This is a genomic window from Proteus sp. ZN5, from assembly GCF_011046025.1.
Classification (GTDB): domain Bacteria; phylum Pseudomonadota; class Gammaproteobacteria; order Enterobacterales; family Enterobacteriaceae; genus Proteus.
The window spans coordinates 3,565,218-3,585,875 of sequence record NZ_CP047639.1 but is presented as its reverse complement, the minus strand read 5'-3'; the positions used below and the strand labels follow the sequence as shown (position 1 = coordinate 3,585,875).

Annotated in this window: 16 protein-coding genes and 7 tRNA genes; 5 read left to right on the top strand and 18 right to left on the bottom strand. The window is 39.4% G+C overall.

What is annotated here, in order from left to right; genetic code table 11:
* Nucleotides 1–38: 38 nt before the first annotated feature.
* Genes ybeY through miaB form a run of 3 tightly spaced genes read right to left on the bottom strand, consistent with a single transcriptional unit; the run spans nucleotide 39 to nucleotide 3,019 of the window.
* Nucleotides 39–506, bottom strand: a complete 468-nt coding sequence (gene ybeY, locus GTK47_RS16545; protein WP_075671597.1) for an rRNA maturation RNase YbeY — start codon at nucleotides 504–506, stop codon at nucleotides 39–41.
* Nucleotides 499–1,560, bottom strand: coding sequence for a PhoH family protein (locus GTK47_RS16540; protein WP_036912056.1), 1,062 nt, complete (start codon nucleotides 1,558–1,560; stop codon nucleotides 499–501). The genes ybeY and GTK47_RS16540 overlap by 8 nt, the downstream gene beginning before the upstream one ends.
* 28 nt (nucleotides 1,561–1,588) lie before the next feature.
* The gene (gene miaB, locus GTK47_RS16535) at nucleotides 1,589–3,019 is read right to left on the bottom strand and encodes a tRNA (N6-isopentenyl adenosine(37)-C2)-methylthiotransferase MiaB (RefSeq protein WP_088493439.1); all 1,431 of its coding nucleotides are present in this window, start codon (nucleotides 3,017–3,019) and stop codon (nucleotides 1,589–1,591) included.
* Between the two features lie 205 nt (nucleotides 3,020–3,224).
* Here miaB and ubiF point away from each other — a divergent pair, with 205 nt between their 5' ends.
* The gene (ubiF, locus tag GTK47_RS16530) at nucleotides 3,225–4,412 is read left to right on the top strand and encodes a 3-demethoxyubiquinol 3-hydroxylase (protein ID WP_206535865.1); all 1,188 of its coding nucleotides are present in this window, start codon (nucleotides 3,225–3,227) and stop codon (nucleotides 4,410–4,412) included.
* Nucleotides 4,413–4,466: 54 nt separating this feature from the next.
* Here ubiF and fghA read toward each other — a convergent pair whose 3' ends face one another.
* The 13 genes from fghA to nagB all read right to left on the bottom strand — a co-directional run bounded on the left by fghA (nucleotide 4,467) and on the right by nagB (nucleotide 11,468).
* Nucleotides 4,467–5,297 carry an S-formylglutathione hydrolase gene (gene fghA, locus GTK47_RS16525; RefSeq protein WP_165125251.1) on the bottom strand — a complete coding sequence of 277 codons (831 nt, stop codon included), beginning with the start codon at nucleotides 5,295–5,297 and terminating at the stop codon, nucleotides 4,467–4,469.
* Nucleotides 5,298–5,350: 53 nt separating this feature from the next.
* Nucleotides 5,351–6,463: an S-(hydroxymethyl)glutathione dehydrogenase/class III alcohol dehydrogenase gene (locus GTK47_RS16520; RefSeq protein WP_165125248.1), complete on the bottom strand. Its 1,113-nt coding sequence runs from the start codon at nucleotides 6,461–6,463 to the stop codon at nucleotides 5,351–5,353.
* A gap of 19 nt (nucleotides 6,464–6,482) precedes the next feature.
* Nucleotides 6,483–6,758, bottom strand: coding sequence for a metal-sensing transcriptional repressor (locus tag GTK47_RS16515; protein WP_036938507.1), 276 nt, complete (start codon nucleotides 6,756–6,758; stop codon nucleotides 6,483–6,485).
* A gap of 261 nt (nucleotides 6,759–7,019) precedes the next feature.
* A tRNA-Leu gene (locus GTK47_RS16510) sits at nucleotides 7,020–7,104 on the bottom strand.
* A gap of 50 nt (nucleotides 7,105–7,154) precedes the next feature.
* Nucleotides 7,155–7,229: transfer RNA gene (locus GTK47_RS16505), tRNA-Gln, on the bottom strand.
* A gap of 5 nt (nucleotides 7,230–7,234) precedes the next feature.
* Nucleotides 7,235–7,311, bottom strand: a tRNA-Met gene (locus tag GTK47_RS16500).
* A gap of 20 nt (nucleotides 7,312–7,331) precedes the next feature.
* Nucleotides 7,332–7,406 (bottom strand) — tRNA-Gln (locus tag GTK47_RS16495).
* Nucleotides 7,407–7,447: 41 nt separating this feature from the next.
* Nucleotides 7,448–7,522 (bottom strand) — tRNA-Gln (locus GTK47_RS16490).
* A 27-nt stretch (nucleotides 7,523–7,549) separates the two neighbouring features.
* Nucleotides 7,550–7,634 (bottom strand) — tRNA-Leu (locus GTK47_RS16485).
* An 8-nt stretch (nucleotides 7,635–7,642) separates the two neighbouring features.
* Nucleotides 7,643–7,719 (bottom strand) — tRNA-Met (locus tag GTK47_RS16480).
* Between the two features lie 411 nt (nucleotides 7,720–8,130).
* The gene (locus GTK47_RS16475; RefSeq protein ID WP_206535864.1) at nucleotides 8,131–9,363 is read right to left on the bottom strand and encodes an N-acetylglucosamine repressor; all 1,233 of its coding nucleotides are present in this window, start codon (nucleotides 9,361–9,363) and stop codon (nucleotides 8,131–8,133) included.
* Nucleotides 9,364–9,376: 13 nt separating this feature from the next.
* Entirely contained in the window at nucleotides 9,377–10,537 is a 1,161-nt protein-coding gene (gene nagA, locus GTK47_RS16470) for an N-acetylglucosamine-6-phosphate deacetylase (protein WP_165125242.1), read from the bottom strand.
* A 124-nt stretch (nucleotides 10,538–10,661) separates the two neighbouring features.
* Complete coding sequence (nagB, locus tag GTK47_RS16465; protein WP_165125239.1) at nucleotides 10,662–11,468, bottom strand: glucosamine-6-phosphate deaminase; 807 nt, start codon at nucleotides 11,466–11,468, stop codon at nucleotides 10,662–10,664.
* Nucleotides 11,469–11,822: 354 nt separating this feature from the next.
* On the opposite strand from nagB, the gene nagE reads away from it, so the two are divergent.
* From nagE to GTK47_RS16445, 4 genes are all read left to right on the top strand, one after another.
* Nucleotides 11,823–13,865, top strand: a complete 2,043-nt coding sequence (gene nagE / locus GTK47_RS16460) for an N-acetylglucosamine-specific PTS transporter subunit IIBC (RefSeq protein ID WP_165125237.1) — start codon at nucleotides 11,823–11,825, stop codon at nucleotides 13,863–13,865.
* Between the two features lie 197 nt (nucleotides 13,866–14,062).
* On the top strand, nucleotides 14,063–15,730 hold the full coding sequence (gene glnS, locus GTK47_RS16455) for a glutamine--tRNA ligase (RefSeq protein WP_165126716.1): 1,668 nt from the start codon (nucleotides 14,063–14,065) through the stop codon (nucleotides 15,728–15,730).
* Nucleotides 15,731–16,367: 637 nt separating this feature from the next.
* Entirely contained in the window at nucleotides 16,368–17,762 is a 1,395-nt protein-coding gene (locus GTK47_RS16450; RefSeq protein WP_099075900.1) for an OprD family outer membrane porin, read from the top strand.
* A gap of 545 nt (nucleotides 17,763–18,307) precedes the next feature.
* Nucleotides 18,308–19,147: a DUF817 domain-containing protein gene (locus GTK47_RS16445; RefSeq protein WP_165125234.1), complete on the top strand. Its 840-nt coding sequence runs from the start codon at nucleotides 18,308–18,310 to the stop codon at nucleotides 19,145–19,147.
* 79 nt (nucleotides 19,148–19,226) lie between these two features.
* Here GTK47_RS16445 and fur read toward each other — a convergent pair whose 3' ends face one another.
* Together fur and fldA are read right to left on the bottom strand one after the other, a co-directional pair.
* Nucleotides 19,227–19,673 (bottom strand): ferric iron uptake transcriptional regulator, encoded by a 447-nt coding sequence (gene fur, locus GTK47_RS16440; protein ID WP_023581171.1) that lies wholly within the window; start codon nucleotides 19,671–19,673, stop codon nucleotides 19,227–19,229.
* A 189-nt stretch (nucleotides 19,674–19,862) separates the two neighbouring features.
* Complete coding sequence (fldA, locus tag GTK47_RS16435) at nucleotides 19,863–20,390, bottom strand: flavodoxin FldA (protein WP_004244384.1); 528 nt, start codon at nucleotides 20,388–20,390, stop codon at nucleotides 19,863–19,865.
* Between the last annotated feature and the right edge of the window lie 268 nt (nucleotides 20,391–20,658).

The window sequence follows — 20,658 nt, the reverse complement described above, 5'->3', positions numbered from 1 at the left end:
TATTAGATATAGTATTTATCATAAAAATAAGAGAACTGTTACTCTTTTTCAATCAAATAGGGATCTGCATAACCTAAATTTTGTAAGATTTCTGTCTCTAAACCTTCCATTTCTTCGGCTTCATCATCTTCAATATGATCATAGCCCAAAAGATGCAGACATCCATGAATAACCATGTGTGCCCAATGCTCTTCAACAGTCTTACTCTGTTCAACCGCCTCTTTTTCTACTACTTGACGGCAAATAATCAAATCACCTAATAGAGGCAATTCAATTTCAGGCGGAGCCTCAAAAGGAAAAGAAAGCACGTTAGTCGGTCTGTCTTTTCCACGATAAGTGAGATTCAATTCGTGACTTTCTGCTTCATCAACAATGCGAATAGTCACTTCACTTACAGGTTGAAATTGCGGCAATACTGCTTCCAACCATGTCATAAATTGGGCTTCAGTAGGAAGCCCTTGCGTATTTTCACTTGCTACTTGTAAATCAAGGATAACTTCACTCATGATTTTCTCTCTGAAGCTTCTCTTTTTCTGCTTTGATAGCTTGGCGGCGTTTTTGATCTTCCGTTTCCCAAGCTTCATAGGCGATAACAATTTTGGCAACCACAGGATGGCGAACAACGTCTTCACTGTGGAAAAAGTTAAAACTTAAGTCATTAACATCAGATAAAACTTCAATGGCATGACGTAAGCCTGATTTATTGCCTCTTGGCAGGTCAATTTGGGTAATGTCCCCTGTGACAACCGCTTTAGAGTTAAAGCCAATACGCGTTAAGAACATTTTCATCTGTTCGATGGTGGTGTTTTGGCTTTCATCAAGAATGATAAAGGCGTCATTTAATGTGCGTCCACGCATATAGGCGAGGGGCGCGACTTCAATGACATTACGCTCTATTAGTTTCTCAACTTTTTCAAAACCTAACATCTCAAATAACGCATCATAAAGTGGTCGTAAATAGGGATCGACTTTTTGACTTAAATCACCCGGTAAAAAGCCCAGTTTTTCACCGGCTTCAACCGCAGGACGCGTTAATAAAATACGACGCACTTCTTGGCGTTCTAGAGCATCAACAGCGGCAGCAACAGCCAAATACGTTTTCCCTGTACCTGCAGGCCCAATACCAAAAGTAATATCATGGGTCTGGATATTGGCAATATATTGTGCTTGATTTGGTGTACGAGGTTTTATCACACCTCGCTTAGTTCGAATATTGGTCGATTTCCCAAATTCAGGAACATGCTCATCACTTTGCTCAAGCACACGGCTTTCTTTGATTGCAAGGTGAATTTGTTCAGGGTCGATATCGGGGATCACGCCTTTAATTGGCGAAGTTTCCACATACAGGCGACGTAAAATACCTGCGGCTGCATTGACACATAATGATTTTCCCGTGAGTTTAAAACGGTTATCACGATGATTAATCTCGATACCTAAACGGCGCTCAAGTTGCTTAATATTATCGTCAAATGGACCACAGAGGCTCATTAAACGGGCATTGTCAGCTGGCTCTAAGAAGATTTCTTGGGTCGCTACCTGTGCATGTGCTATTACTGTCACTGATTATCCTTTTGTTAAATCTGATCAATTAAGGTTGGTAAACACCCACCCCTAATTCATCTTCTTTACGTGTACGTGCGATAACGGATTCTGGAGATTCGTGAATACGTAAATCCATTTGATCTTCCGTTCTAATGACTTTACCACGTAGTGAGTTGGCATAAACGTCAACAATCTCAACATCAACGAATTTACCAATCATATCCGGTGTACCTTCAAAGTTAACCACACGGTTATTCTCAGTACGGCCAGAAAGCTCCATCACATTTTTACGTGAAGGTCCTTCTACTAGAATACGCTGTACTGTGTTTAACATTGCACGGCTAAAGTTCATCGCTTGCTGATTGATGCGCTGTTGTAGCAGATATAAACGCTGTTTCTTCTCATCTTCACTGACATCATCAGGTAAATCAGCAGCTGGAGTGCCCGGACGTGCTGAATAGATGAAACTAAAGCTCATATCGAAATTAACATCCGCAATTAATTGCATGGTTTTTTCAAAGTCGTCCTGAGTTTCACCCGGGAAACCGATGATAAAGTCTGAACTTATCAGAATACCAGGACGTGCTTTGCGGAGTTTGCGAATGATGCTCTTATATTCAAGTGCAGTATGGTTACGCTTCATTAATGTTAGAATACGGTCAGAACCACTTTGCACTGGCAAGTGTAAATAGCTGACTAATTCTGGTGTATCTTCATAAACGGCAACAATATCGTCAGTAAATTCGATAGGGTGGCTGGTCGTAAAGCGAACGCGGTCAATACCATCAATTGCGGCAACTAAGCGAATTAATTCAGCAAAACTACAGATTTGACCATCAAAAGTGGCACCACGATAGGCGTTAACGTTTTGACCTAACAAGTTTACTTCGCGCACACCTTGTGCCGCTAATTGAGCAATTTCAAATAGCACATCATCACAAGGACGGCTAACTTCTTCACCACGAGTGTAAGGCACTACGCAGAAAGAGCAGTATTTGTTACAGCCTTCCATGATGGAAACGAAAGCCGAAGGACCTTCAGCGCGAGGCTCAGGTAAACGGTCAAATTTTTCGATTTCGGGGAAGCTGATATCAACAACTGGGCTTTTAGTACCTTTAACCTGATTAATCATTTCAGGCAAACGGTGTAAAGTCTGTGGTCCGAAGATAATATCGACACACTGCGCACGTTGACGGATGTATTCACCTTCTTGAGAAGCAACACAACCGCCGACGCCAATGATAATATCGGGTTTATTATCTTTAAAATATTTCCAACGTCCTAACTGATGAAAGACTTTTTCTTGTGCTTTCTCACGGATAGAACAGGTATTTAGCAGTAGAATGTCCGCATCTTCGGCGACATCGGTTAACTGATAACCGTGGGTGCTTTCGAGTAGGTCTGCCATTTTGGATGAATCGTACTCATTCATCTGACAGCCCCAAGTTTTAATGTACAGTTTTTTTATCGTCGACATTGTGTAAATCCGGTATTTTCAGTGAGACAATAGCTAATCATTGGAAAACGTTGCGTGTAATAAGCCAATAAGGCGGTTATTGTAGTCATTTGTGTGGTCAGTGACTAGAGCAAGTCGGCGCTAATTCTCTATGGCGTTTAGTTTAATAGAAATAAACTGAAACAGCGCTTACCTATTATTTAAAGTAATGAGTTATGGCATAACAATGATGAGTAATGTAAAAAACGATTTTGATGCAATCATCGCTGGTGGCGGGATGATTGGCGCTGCTGTTGCAATTGGGCTGGCGCAAGAAGGATTGCGTGTTGCAATGATTGAACGACAGTCTCCAGCACCTTTTGATGCGTCATCTCATCCTGATATCCGTATTTCTGCGATTAGTTGCGCGTCCGTTAGTCTATTAAAACAATTAGGTGCATGGCAACATGTTTTAGCTATGCGTTCTGCGCCTTATCTTACCTTAGAAACATGGGAAGAAGAAAATGCCCATGTGGTTTTTGATGCTAAAAGCTTAGGTTTACCTGAATTAGGGTATATGGTTGAAAACCGAATTCTGCAATTAGCTCTTTGGCAAGAGGCTGAACGTTATAGCAATATCACCTTATTATGTCCAAATAGTCTAAGTAAAATGACTTATTTAGATGATAAATGGAAAGTAACACTTTCTGATGGCAGTGAAGTCACTACAAATTTAGTGGTAGGTGCGGATGGTGCAAATTCTCAAGTGCGCCAATTTGCGGGTATTGGCAGCAATGGCTGGCAATATCGCCAATCTTGCATGCTGATCACGGTGAAAACAGAATTACCCCCTGAAAAGGGCACATGGCAACGCTTTTACCCTTCAGGACCTCGTGCTTATTTACCACTTTTTGATAATTGGGCTTGTTTGGTTTGGTATGACTCGCCTGATAGAATTAGAAAACTGCAAAATATGTCAATGGTGCAGTTAGAAAAAGAAATTCAACACGCTTTCCCTGAGCGATTAGGCAAAGCAACACCTATTGCAGCAGGTTCATTCCCATTAACACGTCAGCATGCAAATCGTTATGTTGATAAAGGGATTGTTTTATTGGGAGATGCGGCTCACACCATCAATCCATTAGCAGGACAGGGTGTTAACTTAGGTTATCGTGATGTGGATTGTTTCTTGAACTTAGTGGCTGAGGCTAAAAAACATTTCGAGCCTTGGGATTCAATGGCGTTATTGAAAAAATATCAGCGTCGTCGTATGCCTGATAATTTAGTTATGCAAGCGGGTATGGATGTATTTTATCACGCCTTTAGTCACCAATTACCGGGTTTAAAAGTTGTTAGAAATATCGGTCTTTTAGCGGCTCAACATGCAGGAAAAGCGAAAGAAGCGGCATTGCGTTATGCCTTAGGTATTAAATAATTAGAAATGCGATGATCTGAGTTGGCTATCAACAAGAAGATCATCGCATAATTGTTACGCTTTTAAATGCTTGGCATGAAAAGCAATATGCTCGCCAATAAAACTCGCCACAAAATAGTAACTGTGATCGTACCCTTGATGTAAATTCAATTGATAAGGGAACTGTTTTGTATCACAAGCTTGTGCAAATAATTCAGGCTTCAGTTGCTCTTGATAGAAAGGATCATCAAGTCCGACATCAACACGTATAGGTAACACACTTTCTGCTTGGTTAATTAATTCAACCGCATCATATTGTTGCCACTGTGTCGTATCATCGCCTAAATAAGCGCTAAACGCTTTTTTACCCCAAGGAACAACTGACGGTGCCACAATCGGAGAAAACGCTGACACACTGCTGTAGCGTGTAGAATTTCGCAATGCAATCGTTAATGCGCCATGCCCACCCATTGAATGCCCACTAATAGCACGTTGATGAGTCACAGGAAAATGCGTTTCTATTAGTGTAGGAAGTTCATCAATAATATAGTCATACATATTGTAATGAGCATTCCACGGCGATTGTGTCGCATTAAGGTAAAAACCAGCGCCTTGCCCTAAATCATAAGCACTATCATCAGCGACATTTTCACCGCGAGGGCTGGTATCAGGTACCACTAAAACAATGCCGTGTTGTGCTGCAAATTGTTGAGCGCCTGATTTAGTAATAAAATTTTGCTCATTACAGGTTAAGCCTGATAACCAATATAAAACAGGGTATTTTTGCTTTTCTTCCATAGGAGGAAGATAGATGGCAAATTTCATCTCACAATTTAACGCCTTTGATGTATGTTGATAAACTTCTTGCCAACCACCAAAACAGGCGTGACGTTCAATCCTTTCCATTTTGACTCCTTTAAAAACAAAGACAAACCTATGAGACATAGGCTTGAGAATGATTAATCGAAATGAATAACAGTTCGGATTGATTTGCCTTCGTGCATTAAATCAAAAGCTTCATTAATTTTTTCTAACGGTAGCTTATGGGTAACAAAAGGCTTAAGTTCGATATTACCTTTCATTGCATCCTCAACCATATTGGGTAATTGACTCCGGCCTTTAACACCGCCAAAAGCTGTACCTTTCCATGAGCGCCCTGTAACTAATTGGAATGGGCGAGTTGAGATCTCTTGTCCTGCACCGGCTACACCAATAATAATGGATTGACCCCAACCACGATGCGCACTTTCTAACGCGGCTCTCATGACATTAACGTTACCAATACATTCAAATGTATGGTCAACACCCCATTGTGTCATTTCAACAAGTACTTGCTGAATAGGCTTGTCGTAGTCGTTAGGATTTAAGCAGTCAGTTGCACCAAATTGGCGCGCTAAAGCAAATTTTTCAGGATTTGTATCGATAGCAAAAATACGACCTGCTTTGGCTTGTCTTGCGCCTTGAAGAACGGCAAGACCAATACCACCTAAACCAAACACAGCAACAGAGTCACCTTCTTGTACTTTTGCTGTATTGTGAACCGCGCCAATACCTGTTGTTACGCCACAACCTAATAAGCAAACTTCTTCGTGATTGGCTTCTGGATTGATTTTTGCCAAAGAAACTTCAGCCACCACAGTGTATTCGCTAAAAGTAGAGCATCCCATATAGTGATAAATAGGCTGTCCGTTGTAAGAAAAACGTGTTGTCCCATCTGGCATTAAACCTTTACCTTGCGTTGCTCTGACTGCAACACATAAGTTTGTTTTGCCTGATTTACAAAATAAGCATTCGCCACATTCAGCTGTGTACAAAGGAATAACGTGATCACCTGGTTTAACACTGGTGACACCTTCACCAACCTCGACAACTACACCTGCGCCTTCATGGCCAAGAATAGCAGGGAATACACCTTCAGGATCATCACCTGAAAGCGTAAAAGCGTCTGTATGGCAAACGCCCGTATGGCTGATTTTTATGAGCACTTCACCCGCTTTTGGTGGCATCACATCAACTTCAACGATTTTTAAAGGTTCTCCTGGTCCAAATGCGACCGCAGCACGAGATTTCATGGTGTATCCTTTTTTGTTATTAACGCAGGTAAGTGCGGATAAGTGAAATGGCATCATCAACGGAATTTTTTTGATCTTCAGGAGAAGCGACGGCATCCATAAGACCTTCACGTAAATGACTTTCGAGTACACCTGCCATCAGGCCGTTGATAGCACCTCTGATGGCGGCAATTTGTTGTAATACCTGACCGCATTCGTTTTCATTTTCAAGGGCAGTTTCTAATGCAAGAAGTTGCCCTTTAATTTTTCTTACACGAGTTAACGCGGCTTTTTTTTCTGCTGGTGAGTGTGGCATACATAACCCTTAAATATACTATAGGGGAGTATAGTATTTAGGGGGATATATGTACAGAGAGATCAGAAAGTGTGGAATGATGAGAATAAATAAAAATATTGGTGTGGAGCTTATTGGTCTTTGAGAGCAGGGGAATAAGAAAAGATGGAGAAGAAATGATGTTTAGATAACAGATAAGAAAAATGTAAGAGACAAAAACAAAAAAGACCCGCTATTGCGAGTCTTATCTGTTGATTTCGTGATAAACACGTTAGTAATCAATGGTGCGGGAGGCGAGACTTGAACTCGCACACCTTGCGGCGCCAGAACCTAAATCTGGTGCGTCTACCAATTTCGCCACTCCCGCAACAACTTGGAGAAAAAAAGACTCGCTCAGCGAGTCTCTCTTTCAAAATATGGCTGGGATACCAGGATTCGAACCTGGGAATGCCAGGATCAAAACCTGGTGCCTTACCGCTTGGCGATATCCCAAAAAATGGTGGCTATGACGGGATTCGAACCTGTGACCCCAACATTATGAGTGTTGTGCTCTAACCAGCTGAGCTACATAGCCGTATTGAATCTAGCGAAATATGGCTGGGATACCAGGATTCGAACCTGGGAATGCCAGGATCAAAACCTGGTGCCTTACCGCTTGGCGATATCCCATCCGCTAATTCAATTGTCAACACGCTTATTTATCAGAAATATGGCTGGGATACCAGGATTCGAACCTGGGAATGCCAGGATCAAAACCTGGTGCCTTACCGCTTGGCGATATCCCAACTGATAAATTCTTGACGAGGTTAAAATGGTGCGGGAGGCGAGACTTGAACTCGCACACCTTGCGGCGCCAGAACCTAAATCTGGTGCGTCTACCAATTTCGCCACTCCCGCAAAAAAGATGGTGGCTATGACGGGATTCGAACCTGTGACCCCAACATTATGAGTGTTGTGCTCTAACCAGCTGAGCTACATAGCCATCTTTTTTTGCATAACCTTCGTCGGCGTTGCGGGGCGCATTATGCGTATTACAGACAAATCCGTCAACTGCTTTTTGCATTAATTTTCGAGAAACGTGTCCGTTTGCTCGATGGTTAATCATTTTGTCGAAAAAAGATCCAAAAAACAACCTTATTGATAAAAAATATCTCAAAGAATAAGGTGCAATAGAGTGTGAATAAAAAGAAAAAACAAAGCAGTAAGAGAAGTGATATTAAGTCAAAGAGGGAGAAGAGGTGGAGTAATGGGCATAAAAAAAAGAAATGAGATGAAAAATTCACACTACATTTCTTTTTCTTTAAATATTACTGATTGAATTTTAGACTTATTTCACAATGAAGATCAGAAAAGTGCGCATTCAACCCAAAAAGTATAATTTATCAACAATAAATTACTTTTCTAACAGCTGTTGAAGCAATTCTCCGTTAAGCATTGCGCGTTTAGTCAAGGCAAAAGCCCCTATGGCAGAACGATGATCAAGCTCTGATGTGACGACAGGAAGCTCTTCTCTGAATTCTTTTAATACTTGTGTATTAATGCAACTCTGAATTGAGGGAAGTAAAACTTCAGCTGCTTCTGTCAATTCACCCGCTAAAACCACTTTTTGTGGGTTAAATAGGTTAATGGCAATTGCGATAGCTTTACCTAAGTGTAAACCCACTTGTTTGATGGTTTCGACTGCTAGCGGGTCATTTTTAACCGCGGCTCGACAAATATCTTGGATTTGGCACTGTGTTGGTGATAAATACTGGCTTGGATAGCCTTGTTCTAATTGATAGCGCACTTTGGCTTCAATAGCTGTATTGGATGCGATCGTTTCTAAACAACCAAAGTTACCACAATGGCAACGTTCACCTAGAGGATCGATTTGAATATGACCAATCTCTCCTAAGTTACCACGTTGATTGAGCAGAATTTTATTATTAATAATAACACCAGCGCCAGCGCCACGATGGATCCGGACTAGTAATGAGTCTTCACAATCTCTTGTAGCACCAAAATAGTTTTCAGCTAGTGCAAGGCTGCGAATATCATGCCCAGCATAGCAAGGCAGACCAAAACGTTTTTCTAAGCTATTCACTAGAGCCCAATTATCCACTTTCATATGAGGCATATAACGAACAATGCCTTTATTGGGATCAACAAGACCGGGTAAGATCACAGAAATTGAAATAAGCTCACGAATACGACGCTGATTTTGTTTAATAAAATCATCAATTGCATTGATAAGTAGAGCTTCAACTTCACTTTGAGTACTTTGTTCTAAAGGGTAGTGTTGCTCAATGATGACTTTTCCACTTAGATCATAAAGAGCAACAGTGGCATCATTACGCCCCAATCGCACACTGACGGTATTAAAATTGCGGTGTTCAACAATAATAGAAATTGCGCGACGTCCACCAGTTGATGCTTGTTGATCAACTTCTTTAATTAAGCCTCGTTCAAGCAACTGACGAGTAATTTTAGTCACACTGGCTGGCGCTAGTTGGCTTTGTTCGGCTATTTGGATACGGGAAATTGGCCCGTGTTGATCAATCAGTCGATACACAATCGCACTGTTAAGTTGTTTAACAAGATCGATATTGCCAATTTGCGTTTCAGTGTTGTTATGACTCATCAGCATATACATCCATTAGTTATTCAGTTATTTCGATACCATTGACAAACGTTGCACAAAGGTTGAAGTCCTTATCAAAAGAAGCGAGATTAGCAATTTTTCCAGCTTCAATTGTTCCCAATTCTTTTTCCATTCCAATTGCACGAGCAGGATACAGTGTTGCCATCCGTAATGTTTCATCTAATGGAATACCTACATGGATCACGCTATTTTTAATTGCACCAATCATGGTTAGTGATGATCCACTTAATGTGCCATCTGCATCGACACAAAGGCCATTACGATAATATATGGTTTTACCAGCAAAAACGAAGCTATCCATCTCATTTTTGCTAGGATCAAGCCCCGCTGGCGCAGTAGCGTCTGTGACTAAAAGTAATTTTTCACCTTTCAAACGCTTACTGTTACGAATATTTGCCCATGAAACATGTAAACCATCAGCAATGATACCAGCATAAACTTCAGGTGTATCATAAATAGCACCTACAAGCCCTGGGCCTCTGCCTGTAATATAAGGCATTGCGTTGTAAAGGTGAGTCGATAATGAGATACCATTACGGAATCCTTTACGAGCTTCTTCATAAGTTGAATTAGAATGACCGGCAGAAACAATGATACCTGCTTTGATTAATTGACGAACATACTTTTCATCAACCATTTCTGGTGCAAGGGTTATTTTGGCGATGACATCAGCGTTATCGCACAAATAGCTAATCATCTGAGCACTTGGTTGACGAATAAATTGTGGATCGTGGGTCCCTTTTTTAATCACATTGATATATGGGCCTTCTAAATGTAATCCCAACACTTTATTTTCATGTTTCTTCATATAAGCACGTGTTGCTTCAATGCCTATTTTCATCAATTCATCAGAACAGGTAATTAACGTTGGTAAATAGCTAGTGCAACCTAAGCGTTCATTCGCTTTTTGCATAATTTCTAACGTTTCAACAGTGACATTTTCAGGTGTGTCATTAAATTGCACACCACCACAACCATTTACCTGTAAATCAATAAAACCGGGAGAGACAATTGCACCTTTCATATCACGAACAGTGATATCTTTTGGCAGTTGATCCTGTGGGCAAACCTGCTTAATACGGGAGCCGTTAATAATAATGGCGTGGTTTTCTAAACGGTCGTAACCTGTATAAATAACAGCATTTGTTAAGGCAAACATACCTTTGTCTCCTGATAAGGGAAGTCAATCTAAAAAGCCGATATCAGCCAGCAAATTCTGGCTGATAAGTAAGAGAGTTTAGCCTTTTCCGCTACTTAATCAGTAGGTACTTATTTTACTAAACTTAGTCTTGGTATTTCTGACACTCTTGCGCTTCAATCTGTTGGAAATAACGCAATGTTTTTACACGTAATTCCATTGTTGCAGGATCATCACACACTAAAATTGCTTTAGGGTGAAGTTGAACACAGGAAATCGTCCATAAATGGTTAACAGCGCCTTCTGTTGCAGCATGTACTGCTTGCGCTTTATTAAAACCGGTTGCCAAAATCATTAATTCTTCAGCATCTAATAATGTGCCTACACCAACTGTCAGTGCATATTTAGGAACATGATTAACATTATTGTCGAAGAAACGTGAATTTGCTAAGCGTGTATCTTCAGTTAGCGTTTTCATTCGAGTGCGTGAAGAGAGTGATGACGCAGGTTCATTAAATGCAATGTGACCGTCGTTACCTACACCGCCCATAAACAGATTGATTTTGCCATAAGACTTGATTTTAGCTTCATAGCGTTCGCATTCTGCTTGTGGATCTTCAGCATTACCATTTAATAAATTGATATTTTTATCTTTAATATCAATATGATTAAAAAAGTTTTCGTACATAAAAGTACGATAGCTTTGTGAATGATCTGATGGAATACCAACATATTCATCCATATTGAACGTCACAACGTGTTGGAAGCTGACTTTTCCTGCACGATGTAATTCAATTAACTCTTTATATGTCGCCAATGGCGTGCCACCAGTCGGTAAACCAAGTACGAAAGGGCGCTCTGCAGTTGGATTAAACGCGTTGATTTTCTCAACGATGTAATTTGCAGACCACTTACCAACTTGTTTTGCCGTGGATAGGGGGATTAACCTCATAGTAACCTCATAGAAAAAAGACAAATCTGATAACTCAGTAACGTGTTATTTCATCGTGTGATTATCAGTGGCTCATCTATAACACGAATTTCTTTTCATTTTTAGCTGATGATCGAAATGTCCCGCCAAAAGATATTTTTAATCATAAAATAAGCTTTCTGACTTAGCCAGCATTTCAGCTAAAAATTATACGATATTAGTGACTCTAATCACAAATTATGACTAATTAATTTGCGATACGAAATAATTTTTTTAGACTAAAAATGGAATTAAATAATTAGCTCATCAATTTTATTATAAAATATGAATGAGTATGAATAAGATCCCGCATAGGGGCTATCCAAGGGGGAGTTTGTGAATATTTTAAGTTATCTGCAGAAGATAGGACGGGCGCTGATGGTGCCTGTTGCTACATTACCTGCAGCAGCAATTCTGATGGGGATTGGCTACTGGATTGACCCAGTAGGCTGGGGTGGCGATAACGCGCTTGCTGCCTTACTTATCAAATCTGGTGCTGCCATCATCGACAATATGTCAGTCTTGTTTGCCATTGGTGTTGCTTATGGTATGTCGAAAGACAAAGACGGTGCTGCCGCTTTAACAGGATTTGTTGGGTTCTTGGTCGTGACAACGCTTTGCTCTCCAGCTGCGGTGTCAATGATCAAAGGCCTACCTTTAGAAGAGGTTCCTGTTGCTTTTGGTAAAATAAATAACCAGTTTGTTGGGATCTTGGTTGGTGTACTTTCTGCCGAGCTTTATAACCGCTTTAGTAGCGTTGAGCTGCCTCGTGCACTGTCATTCTTTAGTGGTCGCCGTTTAGTTCCTATTCTAACCTCGTTTTTAATGATCATCGTCGCCTTTATTCTGATGTATATCTGGCCTGTGATTTATGGCGGATTAGTCAGCTTTGGTGAAAGCATTAAAGATATGGGAGCATTAGGCGCGGGTATCTACGCATTCTTTAACCGTTTATTAATTCCAGTTGGCTTACACCATGCGTTGAACTCTGTATTCTGGTTTGACGTTGCAGGCATTAACGATATTCCTAACTTCCTAGCAGGTCAGCAAGCTATCGATTCAGGCTTAGCAACTGTGGGTGTAACCGGTCGTTATCAAGCTGGTTTCTTCCCAGTAATGATGTTTGGTTTACCGGGGGCGGCTCTTGCGATCTATCACTGTGCTCGTAAAGAGAACAAAGCAAAAGTTGCTGGTATCATGATTGCAGGTGCATTTGCTGCCTTCTTCACAGGTATTACTGAACCGCTTGAATTCTCCTTTATGTTCGTGGCACCTGTGCTCTATGTTATTCACGCATTCTTAATGGCGATTTCTGTTTATATCGCAGCAAGCATGGAGTGGATTTCAGGATTCGGCTTTAGTGCAGGTTTAGTGGATATGTTCTTATCTTCACGTAACCCACTTGCTGTTCATTGGTACATGCTGATTGTTCAAGGTATTGTTTTCTTCTTTATTTATTACGGTATTTTCCGTTTCATTATCACCAAATTCAACTTGAAAACTCCGGGTCGTGAAGATGATGTGATTGGTGATGAAACTGCTGATGGTTATGATGAAGATATCAAAACAGCGCCAGCAAATAGTAAAGAAGGCATTCAACAAGAAGCTCGCCAATATATCGCAGCTATCGGTGGTTCTGATAACTTAACCGGTATTGATGCTTGTATTACCCGTTTACGCTTAAATGTAAAAGATGCCACGATTGTTAATGATGCTTATGCAAAACGCTTAGGTGCATCCGGTGTTATTCGATTAAACAAACAAAGTGTTCAAGTAATTGTAGGTACACGCGCAGAACTTGTGGCTAACGCAATGCGTGATGTATTAACACAAGGCCCAGTTGCTGCTTATGAAGGTGCATCTCCTTCAACAGTATCGACTGAAAAGGCACCTGTAAAACAAGATAACGCAAATGCAAAAGTGTTACTTGAAATGGTCGCGCCTTTTGATGGTGAAGTCGTAGCATTGAAAGATGTGCCTGATGAAGCGTTCTCTAGCGGTGTCGTTGGCGATGGTGTAGCAATCAAACCAACCTCTAATATCGTGATGGCGCCTGCGACAGGTACTGTTGTTAAGATTTTTGATACTAACCATGCATTTTGTATTGAGACTGACAATGGTGTCGAAATCATTGTGCATATGGGAATTGATACCGTTGCATTAGGTGGCAAAGGCTTTAAGCGTTTAGTTGAAGAAGGTGCAGACGTTAAAGTCGGTCAACCTATCTTAGAATTAGATCTTGAATATCTGAATGCTAATGCCAAATCGATGATAAGCCCTGTCATTGTTAGCAATATTGATGATTTTGATAAGATTGCTGAACAAGTTGCTGGTGCTGTGGTCGGAAATAAAACGGTTATCTACAACGTGTTAAAATAAATTCTATATAGATATTTAATCCTCTATAAAGAGATGGTTAAATAAGACGATAAAACGGGGAGTCTTTCAAACTTCCCGTTTTTTTATCTCTATTTTGATAAATATCTCAGGGGTGTATTTAGCTAAGGTATTTATGAAACCTACATATTGGATTATAGTGGGTTAATTATGCGTTTTGCTTTGAGGAAAAAATGACCATGAATGAGGCAGATGCCCGCCCAACGAACTTTATTCGTCAAATTATTGACGAAGATCTGGCTACTGGGAAACATAAGAGCGTTCAAACGCGTTTCCCACCTGAACCTAATGGCTATCTTCATATCGGCCATGCGAAATCAATTTGCCTGAATTTTGGTATTGCTAAAGATTATCAGGGAAAATGTAATCTACGTTTTGATGATACCAATCCAGTAAAAGAAGATATTGAGTACATCAACTCAATTCAAAAAGATGTTCAGTGGTTAGGTTTCCAATGGGAAGGTAGCATTCATTACTCCTCAGATTATTTTGATCAACTTTATCAATATGCGATTGAGCTGATTAATAAAGGCTTAGCTTACGTTGATGAGTTAAGCGCTGAAGAAATTCGTGAATACCGCGGTACATTAAAAGAGCCAGGTAAAAATAGCCCTTATCGCTCACGTAGCGTAGAAGAGAACTTAGCGCTGTTTGAAAAAATGCGTGCTGGTGGCTTTGAAGAAGGTAAAGCGTGTTTACGTGCAAAAATTGATATGGCTTCACCATTTATTGTTATGCGTGATCCTGTGCTTTATCGTATTAAATTCGCTGAACACCACCAAACTGGAAACAAATGGTGCATTTATCCAATGTATGATTTTACCCACTGTATCTCTGATGCACTGGAAAATATCACACATTCTTTATGTACTTTAGAATTCCAAGATAACCGCCGTTTATATGATTGGGTGCTGGATAATATCACTATTCCTTGTCATCCTCGTCAATATGAATTCTCACGTCTTAACCTTGAATACACAGTGATGTCAAAACGTAAGCTGAATCAGCTTGTGACAGAAAATATTGTGAATGGTTGGGATGATCCTCGTATGCCAACAATTTCAGGCTTACGTCGTCGTGGTTATACCGCAGAATCTATCCGTGAATTTTGTCTACGTATTGGTGTGACGAAACAAGAAAACAATGTCGAAATGGCAGCTCTGGAATCTTGTATTCGTGATGACTTAAACGAAAATGCACCACGTGCAATGGCAGTTATCGATCCTGTTCGTTTAGTGATTGAGAATATGCCTGAAGGCGAAGAGATCCTTGTTGCGCCAAATCACCCGAATAAACCAGAAATGGGAACGCGTGAAGTGCCATTTAGCCGTGAGATCTATATTGATCGCGCTGACTTCAAAGAAGAAGCAAATCGTCAATATAAACGTCTGGTGCTAGGTAAAGAAGTACGTTTACGTAATGCTTATGTTATTAAAGCGGAACGTGTTGAAAAAGACGAACAAGGCGAAATTACGACCATTTATTGTACCTATGATGCAGAGACTTTAAATAAAGATCCTGCTGATGGACGTAAAGTAAAAGGCGTTATTCACTGGGTAAGCATTCCACATGCTATTCCTGCTGAAATCCGTCTTTATGACCGTCTGTTTAGCGTACCAAACCCAGCGGCAGAAGATGATTTCTTATCAACAATTAACCCAGAATCATTAGTTATTCGTGAAGGTTTTGTTGAACGTAGCTTAAAAGATGCGGCTATCGAGAAAGCGTATCAATTTGAGCGTGAAGGCTACTTCTGTGCTGATAAACTTTCAACAGCGGATAAACTTGTGTTTAACCGTACTGTGGGCTTACGTGACACTTGGGCGAAGATTTCTCAACAAGGTTAATTTGACGTTCTTTAAGTCACATTAGTATCTTAATGAATAAAATGCTCGGTAATTATTTATCGAGCATTTTTTTATCTTTTTTACGTCTTATTTCGCCTAATTTTTTATCTATTGATATTAAATATTTACTATTCTTAATTTAATTAATCTCTCATTTTCTCTTTTTTAGGTGATAAGTTTTCATTTATTTTGTTTGAAATAGTTTATTGACTATCACTTTATTCTTTTGTTTTTTCATATCATCACGCTAAATAAAACTGTAATAAGAAAAGTGTGATTCACGCCACATATTTTACATCGTTAAAAAAGATTATTTATAAATACTACTTATTATTCCTTTCTATAAAAACGAAATCTTATATCATTTAAAGATTGGTTTATAAAACATAATTAAATCAAATAATTATATTTATTTTTAATTAATCCTTATAAAAGAAAGGAAATGAAACGATCATTTAGTTATGTGCCCTTTGTCATATTTTGATAAAAATTCTTTTTTTGGGGTTGATAATTCGCGTCGCGAAAAATATGCTGTTTCTAACCTAATTTAGGTTTTTTCCCCACTTGGGGTTTTATATTTGGAAATAGGCATTGTGCTTATTTCTTTTTTAGTCAAAGTCAAAGAGGAAACAATGCTATGGTTATGCAACATGCTAAACCAGGCAGGGTGGCACTTGCCGTTATGGGCGCATTGCTTGTAACTGCACTACCTGCAAAAATGTCTCATGCTGAAGGGTTTATTGATGACTCAACCTTAACTGGCGGTCTTTTTTATTGGCAACGTGACCGTGATAGAAAAGAGTTAACACCAAATAGCCCTGATTACGGCAAATACAAAGCTAACTTACACCATTCTACTTTCAACGCTAATCTAGATTTCTCATCAGGTTACCTTGGTGATTTTATTGGTATTGATTTAGCAGCCTTTGGTGCGGCTGAATTGAATAACAGTGGCCCTGCGGCACCTAACGAAATCGGTTTTAGTGATGCAAAAAGTCGCTGGGATGAAAAATGGACTGGCGATCGCAGTGGCATGAGCGTTTATAAAGCGGCTGCGAAATTCAAATTAGGCAACTTCTGGGCTCAAGGTGGATATATTCAACCTAAAGGCCAAAGCTTATTGCGCCCACACTGGAGCTTCTTACCGGGAACTTACCGCGGAGCTGAAGCGGGTGCTGTCTTTGATTTCGATAAAAGTGGTGAATTATCTTTCTCCTATATGTGGACAGATGAATACAAAGCACCATGGTATCGGAATATGTACAATTTCCGTAAAGCTGATCTAGAAACAAATATCAGCTATCTTCACTCTTTCGGTGCCAAATATGATTTTAAAAACAGCCTAGTGTTAGAAGCTGCATTTGGTCAGGCCGATGGTTATATCGATCAGTATTTCGGTAAAGTTTCTTATGATTTCCCAATTGCTGACAATGCATTAAGAACGTCTTACCAATTCTACGGTGCTAAAGATAAAGTTACCGGTGGTGGCGTTAATGACGTTTATGATGGGCTGGCATGGTTACAAGCACTGACTTTTGGTTATACCTACAATGTATTTGACTTCAAAGTAGAAGGAACGTGGGTTAAAGCGGAAGGTAATCAAGGTTATTTCTTACAACGTATGACTCCGGGCTGGGCAACATCTAATGGTCGCCTTGATGTCTGGTGGGATGGCCGTTCTGATTTTAACGCCAATGGAGAAAAAGCACTTTATGCTGGCGTTATGTACGATCTGAAAAACTGGGATCTGTCAGGCTGGGCAGTAGGTACTTCTTATGTTTACGCATGGGATGCTAAGCCAAGTGGTAAAGCCATTTATGACCAAGGTCAGCGTATCAGAGAAAGTGCATGGAATGCGGATATTATGTATACAGTTCAAGAAGGTCGCGCTAAAGGCACTCTCTTTAAGCTTCACTATACCCGTTATGATAACCACTCTGATATTCCTAGTTATGAAGGCGGTTTTGGTAATATTTTCCAAGATGAAAAAGACGTTAAGTTTAACGTGATAATGCCATTCACTATTTTCTAATATAGGCATAAGGATAAAGTGTATTAATTGCACTTTATCCTGAATAAGACTAAAAAAGCTAAATACGATTACGATAAGTAAAAATAAGTAGTAGAAAGGTAGGGATGCGGTAATTAAAAAGAGCCTTACAAATAAGCCTCGTTAATAAAGTAAACTTGTCAGCAGTAGTAAGAAGCAAAAGAGTAGAAGTAAAGAGTCGAAGTAAAAAGTAGTAAAGAGTCGTTTTAAAATCGCAGTATGTAGTAAAAGTAATGAAGTAAAGTCGTCATGTCGCTTGAGATAAATGTGAGTGGGTTATGTTTATCTCCTGTACTTCAGTTATTTCGCAGAATTTGCGTAAGGTATTTACCCTAAGTAAAGGCAGTCAGAGTGGGTATCGTAGTGGGGGGTAAATACCTTTATTTTTTAATTCCTTTCTTTTTCGTCCTTTTCATCCTTGTAGGTTTTTTTATTCTATGGCAAATTTCTTGCCATTCATTTTATCTCACCTTATTTATTATTCTGCAGTGAATGCTGTTCGATAATGCGAGTTTTCAGGAAGAAGCATGTTAAAGCGATTGGATGATTTTTTATTAGAGCCACCATTAAAACCCTTTAAAGGTATAAAACGATTTATTGTTGAATTTCTTTTTTTTGGTGTGAAAGAGGCACGTTCTTGTTTATTTGCGGGATTTTTCTTTTTTATTTTATTTGCAACACCAAGTAAAGGTGTCTTTGGTATACCCCGTTATGATGTGCTTCTTATTCTCGCTATCGCTTTTCAATTATGGATGGTGTGGGGAAAGCTAGAAACATGGGATGAATTAAAAGCGATTTGTTTTTTTCATATTGTTGGTTTTGTGATGGAATTATTTAAAACATCAGCAGCAATTGGATCGTGGAAATATCCTGATTTTGCTTACACTAAACTGTGGGAAGTCCCTTTATTTACAGGATTTATGTATTCCGCAGTAGGAAGTTATTTAATTCAAGCATGGCGTTTTTTAAAAGTACGAATTGAGCATTATCCACCTTATTGGATGGCAACTTTGGTTGCGCTCGCTATCTATATTAATTTCTTTTCTCATCACTTTATCGGTGATTATCGTTGGTACTTAACAGCCTTTATTTTAGGTCTTTATGCTCGTAGTGTGGTTTATTTTACACCTTATGATACAGAGCGAAAAATGCCCTTATTACTTGCTTTTGTTCTGATAGGTTTCTTTATTTGGCTTGCTGAGAATTTCGGTACATTTTTTGGTGTTTGGCAATATCCTAACCAAATTGGTGCTTGGTCTGCCGTACATGCAGGCAAATGGGGCTCTTGGTCACTATTGGTTATTGTTACATTTACTATTGTGGTTCATTTAAAACATATTAAACACAGTATCAGTGTGGCTAAGTAGAGTTATCCTCGGATTTTAGGCAATAAAAAAGGAACTGTGAACAGTTCCTTTTTTTTACTGAGAGATTATCCAGAATGAATTATTTCTCATCATGTGCATGGCTATCTTCTTTGCAATTGCCTTCAGCGCAGTGGCCATATAAATAAAGGCTATGATTGGAAAGCTTGATACCATGACGTTCAGCGATGTTTCTTTGGCGTAATTCAATTGCATCGTCTGTAAACTCGATAACTTTACCACAATCAAGACAAATTAAATGGTCATGATGGTGTTGTTGAGTTAATTCAAATACTGATTTACCACCTTCAAAATTATGTCGGGTAACAATACCAGCATCGTCAAATTGGTTTAAGACGCGATACACGGTTGCCAGACCAATCTCTTCACCGATATCGATGAGTTTTTTGTAGAGATCTTCAGCGCTGACATGATGGCACTCAGGATCCTGGAGCACTTCCAAGATCTTTAAGCGAGGAAGTGTAACTTTTAACCCAGCATTTTTTAACGCTTTATTATTGTCGGTCATGCGGATTTAATCCTGTTGCTAATGGTGAATTTAATTTTTGTGCTCACAAATAGGTTTTATTCATTAATACTCGGGTGAATAAATAACCTCATTGATTATAGGCATGATATTTAAAAATAAACACCCCACCTATCACACTATCTTAGCACACCATTGAATAATTATCATTCTCAATATTAAGTATTTATTTTATCCCAGAATTTCGTCTAGGCTCATTTCTTCTTTGATTTGAGCAACCCAAGCGTCAACACGCTCTTCGGTTAATTCTGGTTGACGGTCTTCATCAATCGCAAGGCCGATAAAATGATTATCATCTGCAAGCCCTTTAGAGGCTTCGAAATGGTAACCTTCTGTTGGCCAATGTCCTACAATAACTGCACCACGAGGCTCAATAATATCGCGGATAGTACCCATTGCATCACAGAAATATTCTGCGTAGTCCTCTTGGTCACCACAACCAAATAGTGCAACAAGCTTACCATTGAAATCAATATCTTCTAGTGTTGGGAAAAAGTCATCCCAATCACACTGTGCTTCACCATAATACCAAGTAGGAATACCTAGTAACAGAATATCGAACGCTTCGATGTCTTCTTGACTGGATTTTGCAATATCATGAACTTCGGCATTATCAGCGCCCAGTCTTTCTTGAAGCATTTTGGCAATATTTTCAGTGTTGCCAGTATCACTGCCGAAGAATATTCCTATGATTGCCATAAAGTGAGATAACCTCTTTTATTCTAAATTCGTTATATTTCAAATTGTAGCGTTATTGACTACGTATATTTTCACAAGTCACATACTGCTTGTATGTTTCTAGTGACTCATTCACTTGTCACCTAGCTACACTTCAAAATATTTAGAGTATATTTGTCTGTGTTTGAACAATTACTAGTGAAAGATAAGCATTGTGTTTTCATAATAGAAAACTAAAAATGTATTTTGACGAAAATAGCAGGCTAATTCTGTCGAATTTGTGTGGTTT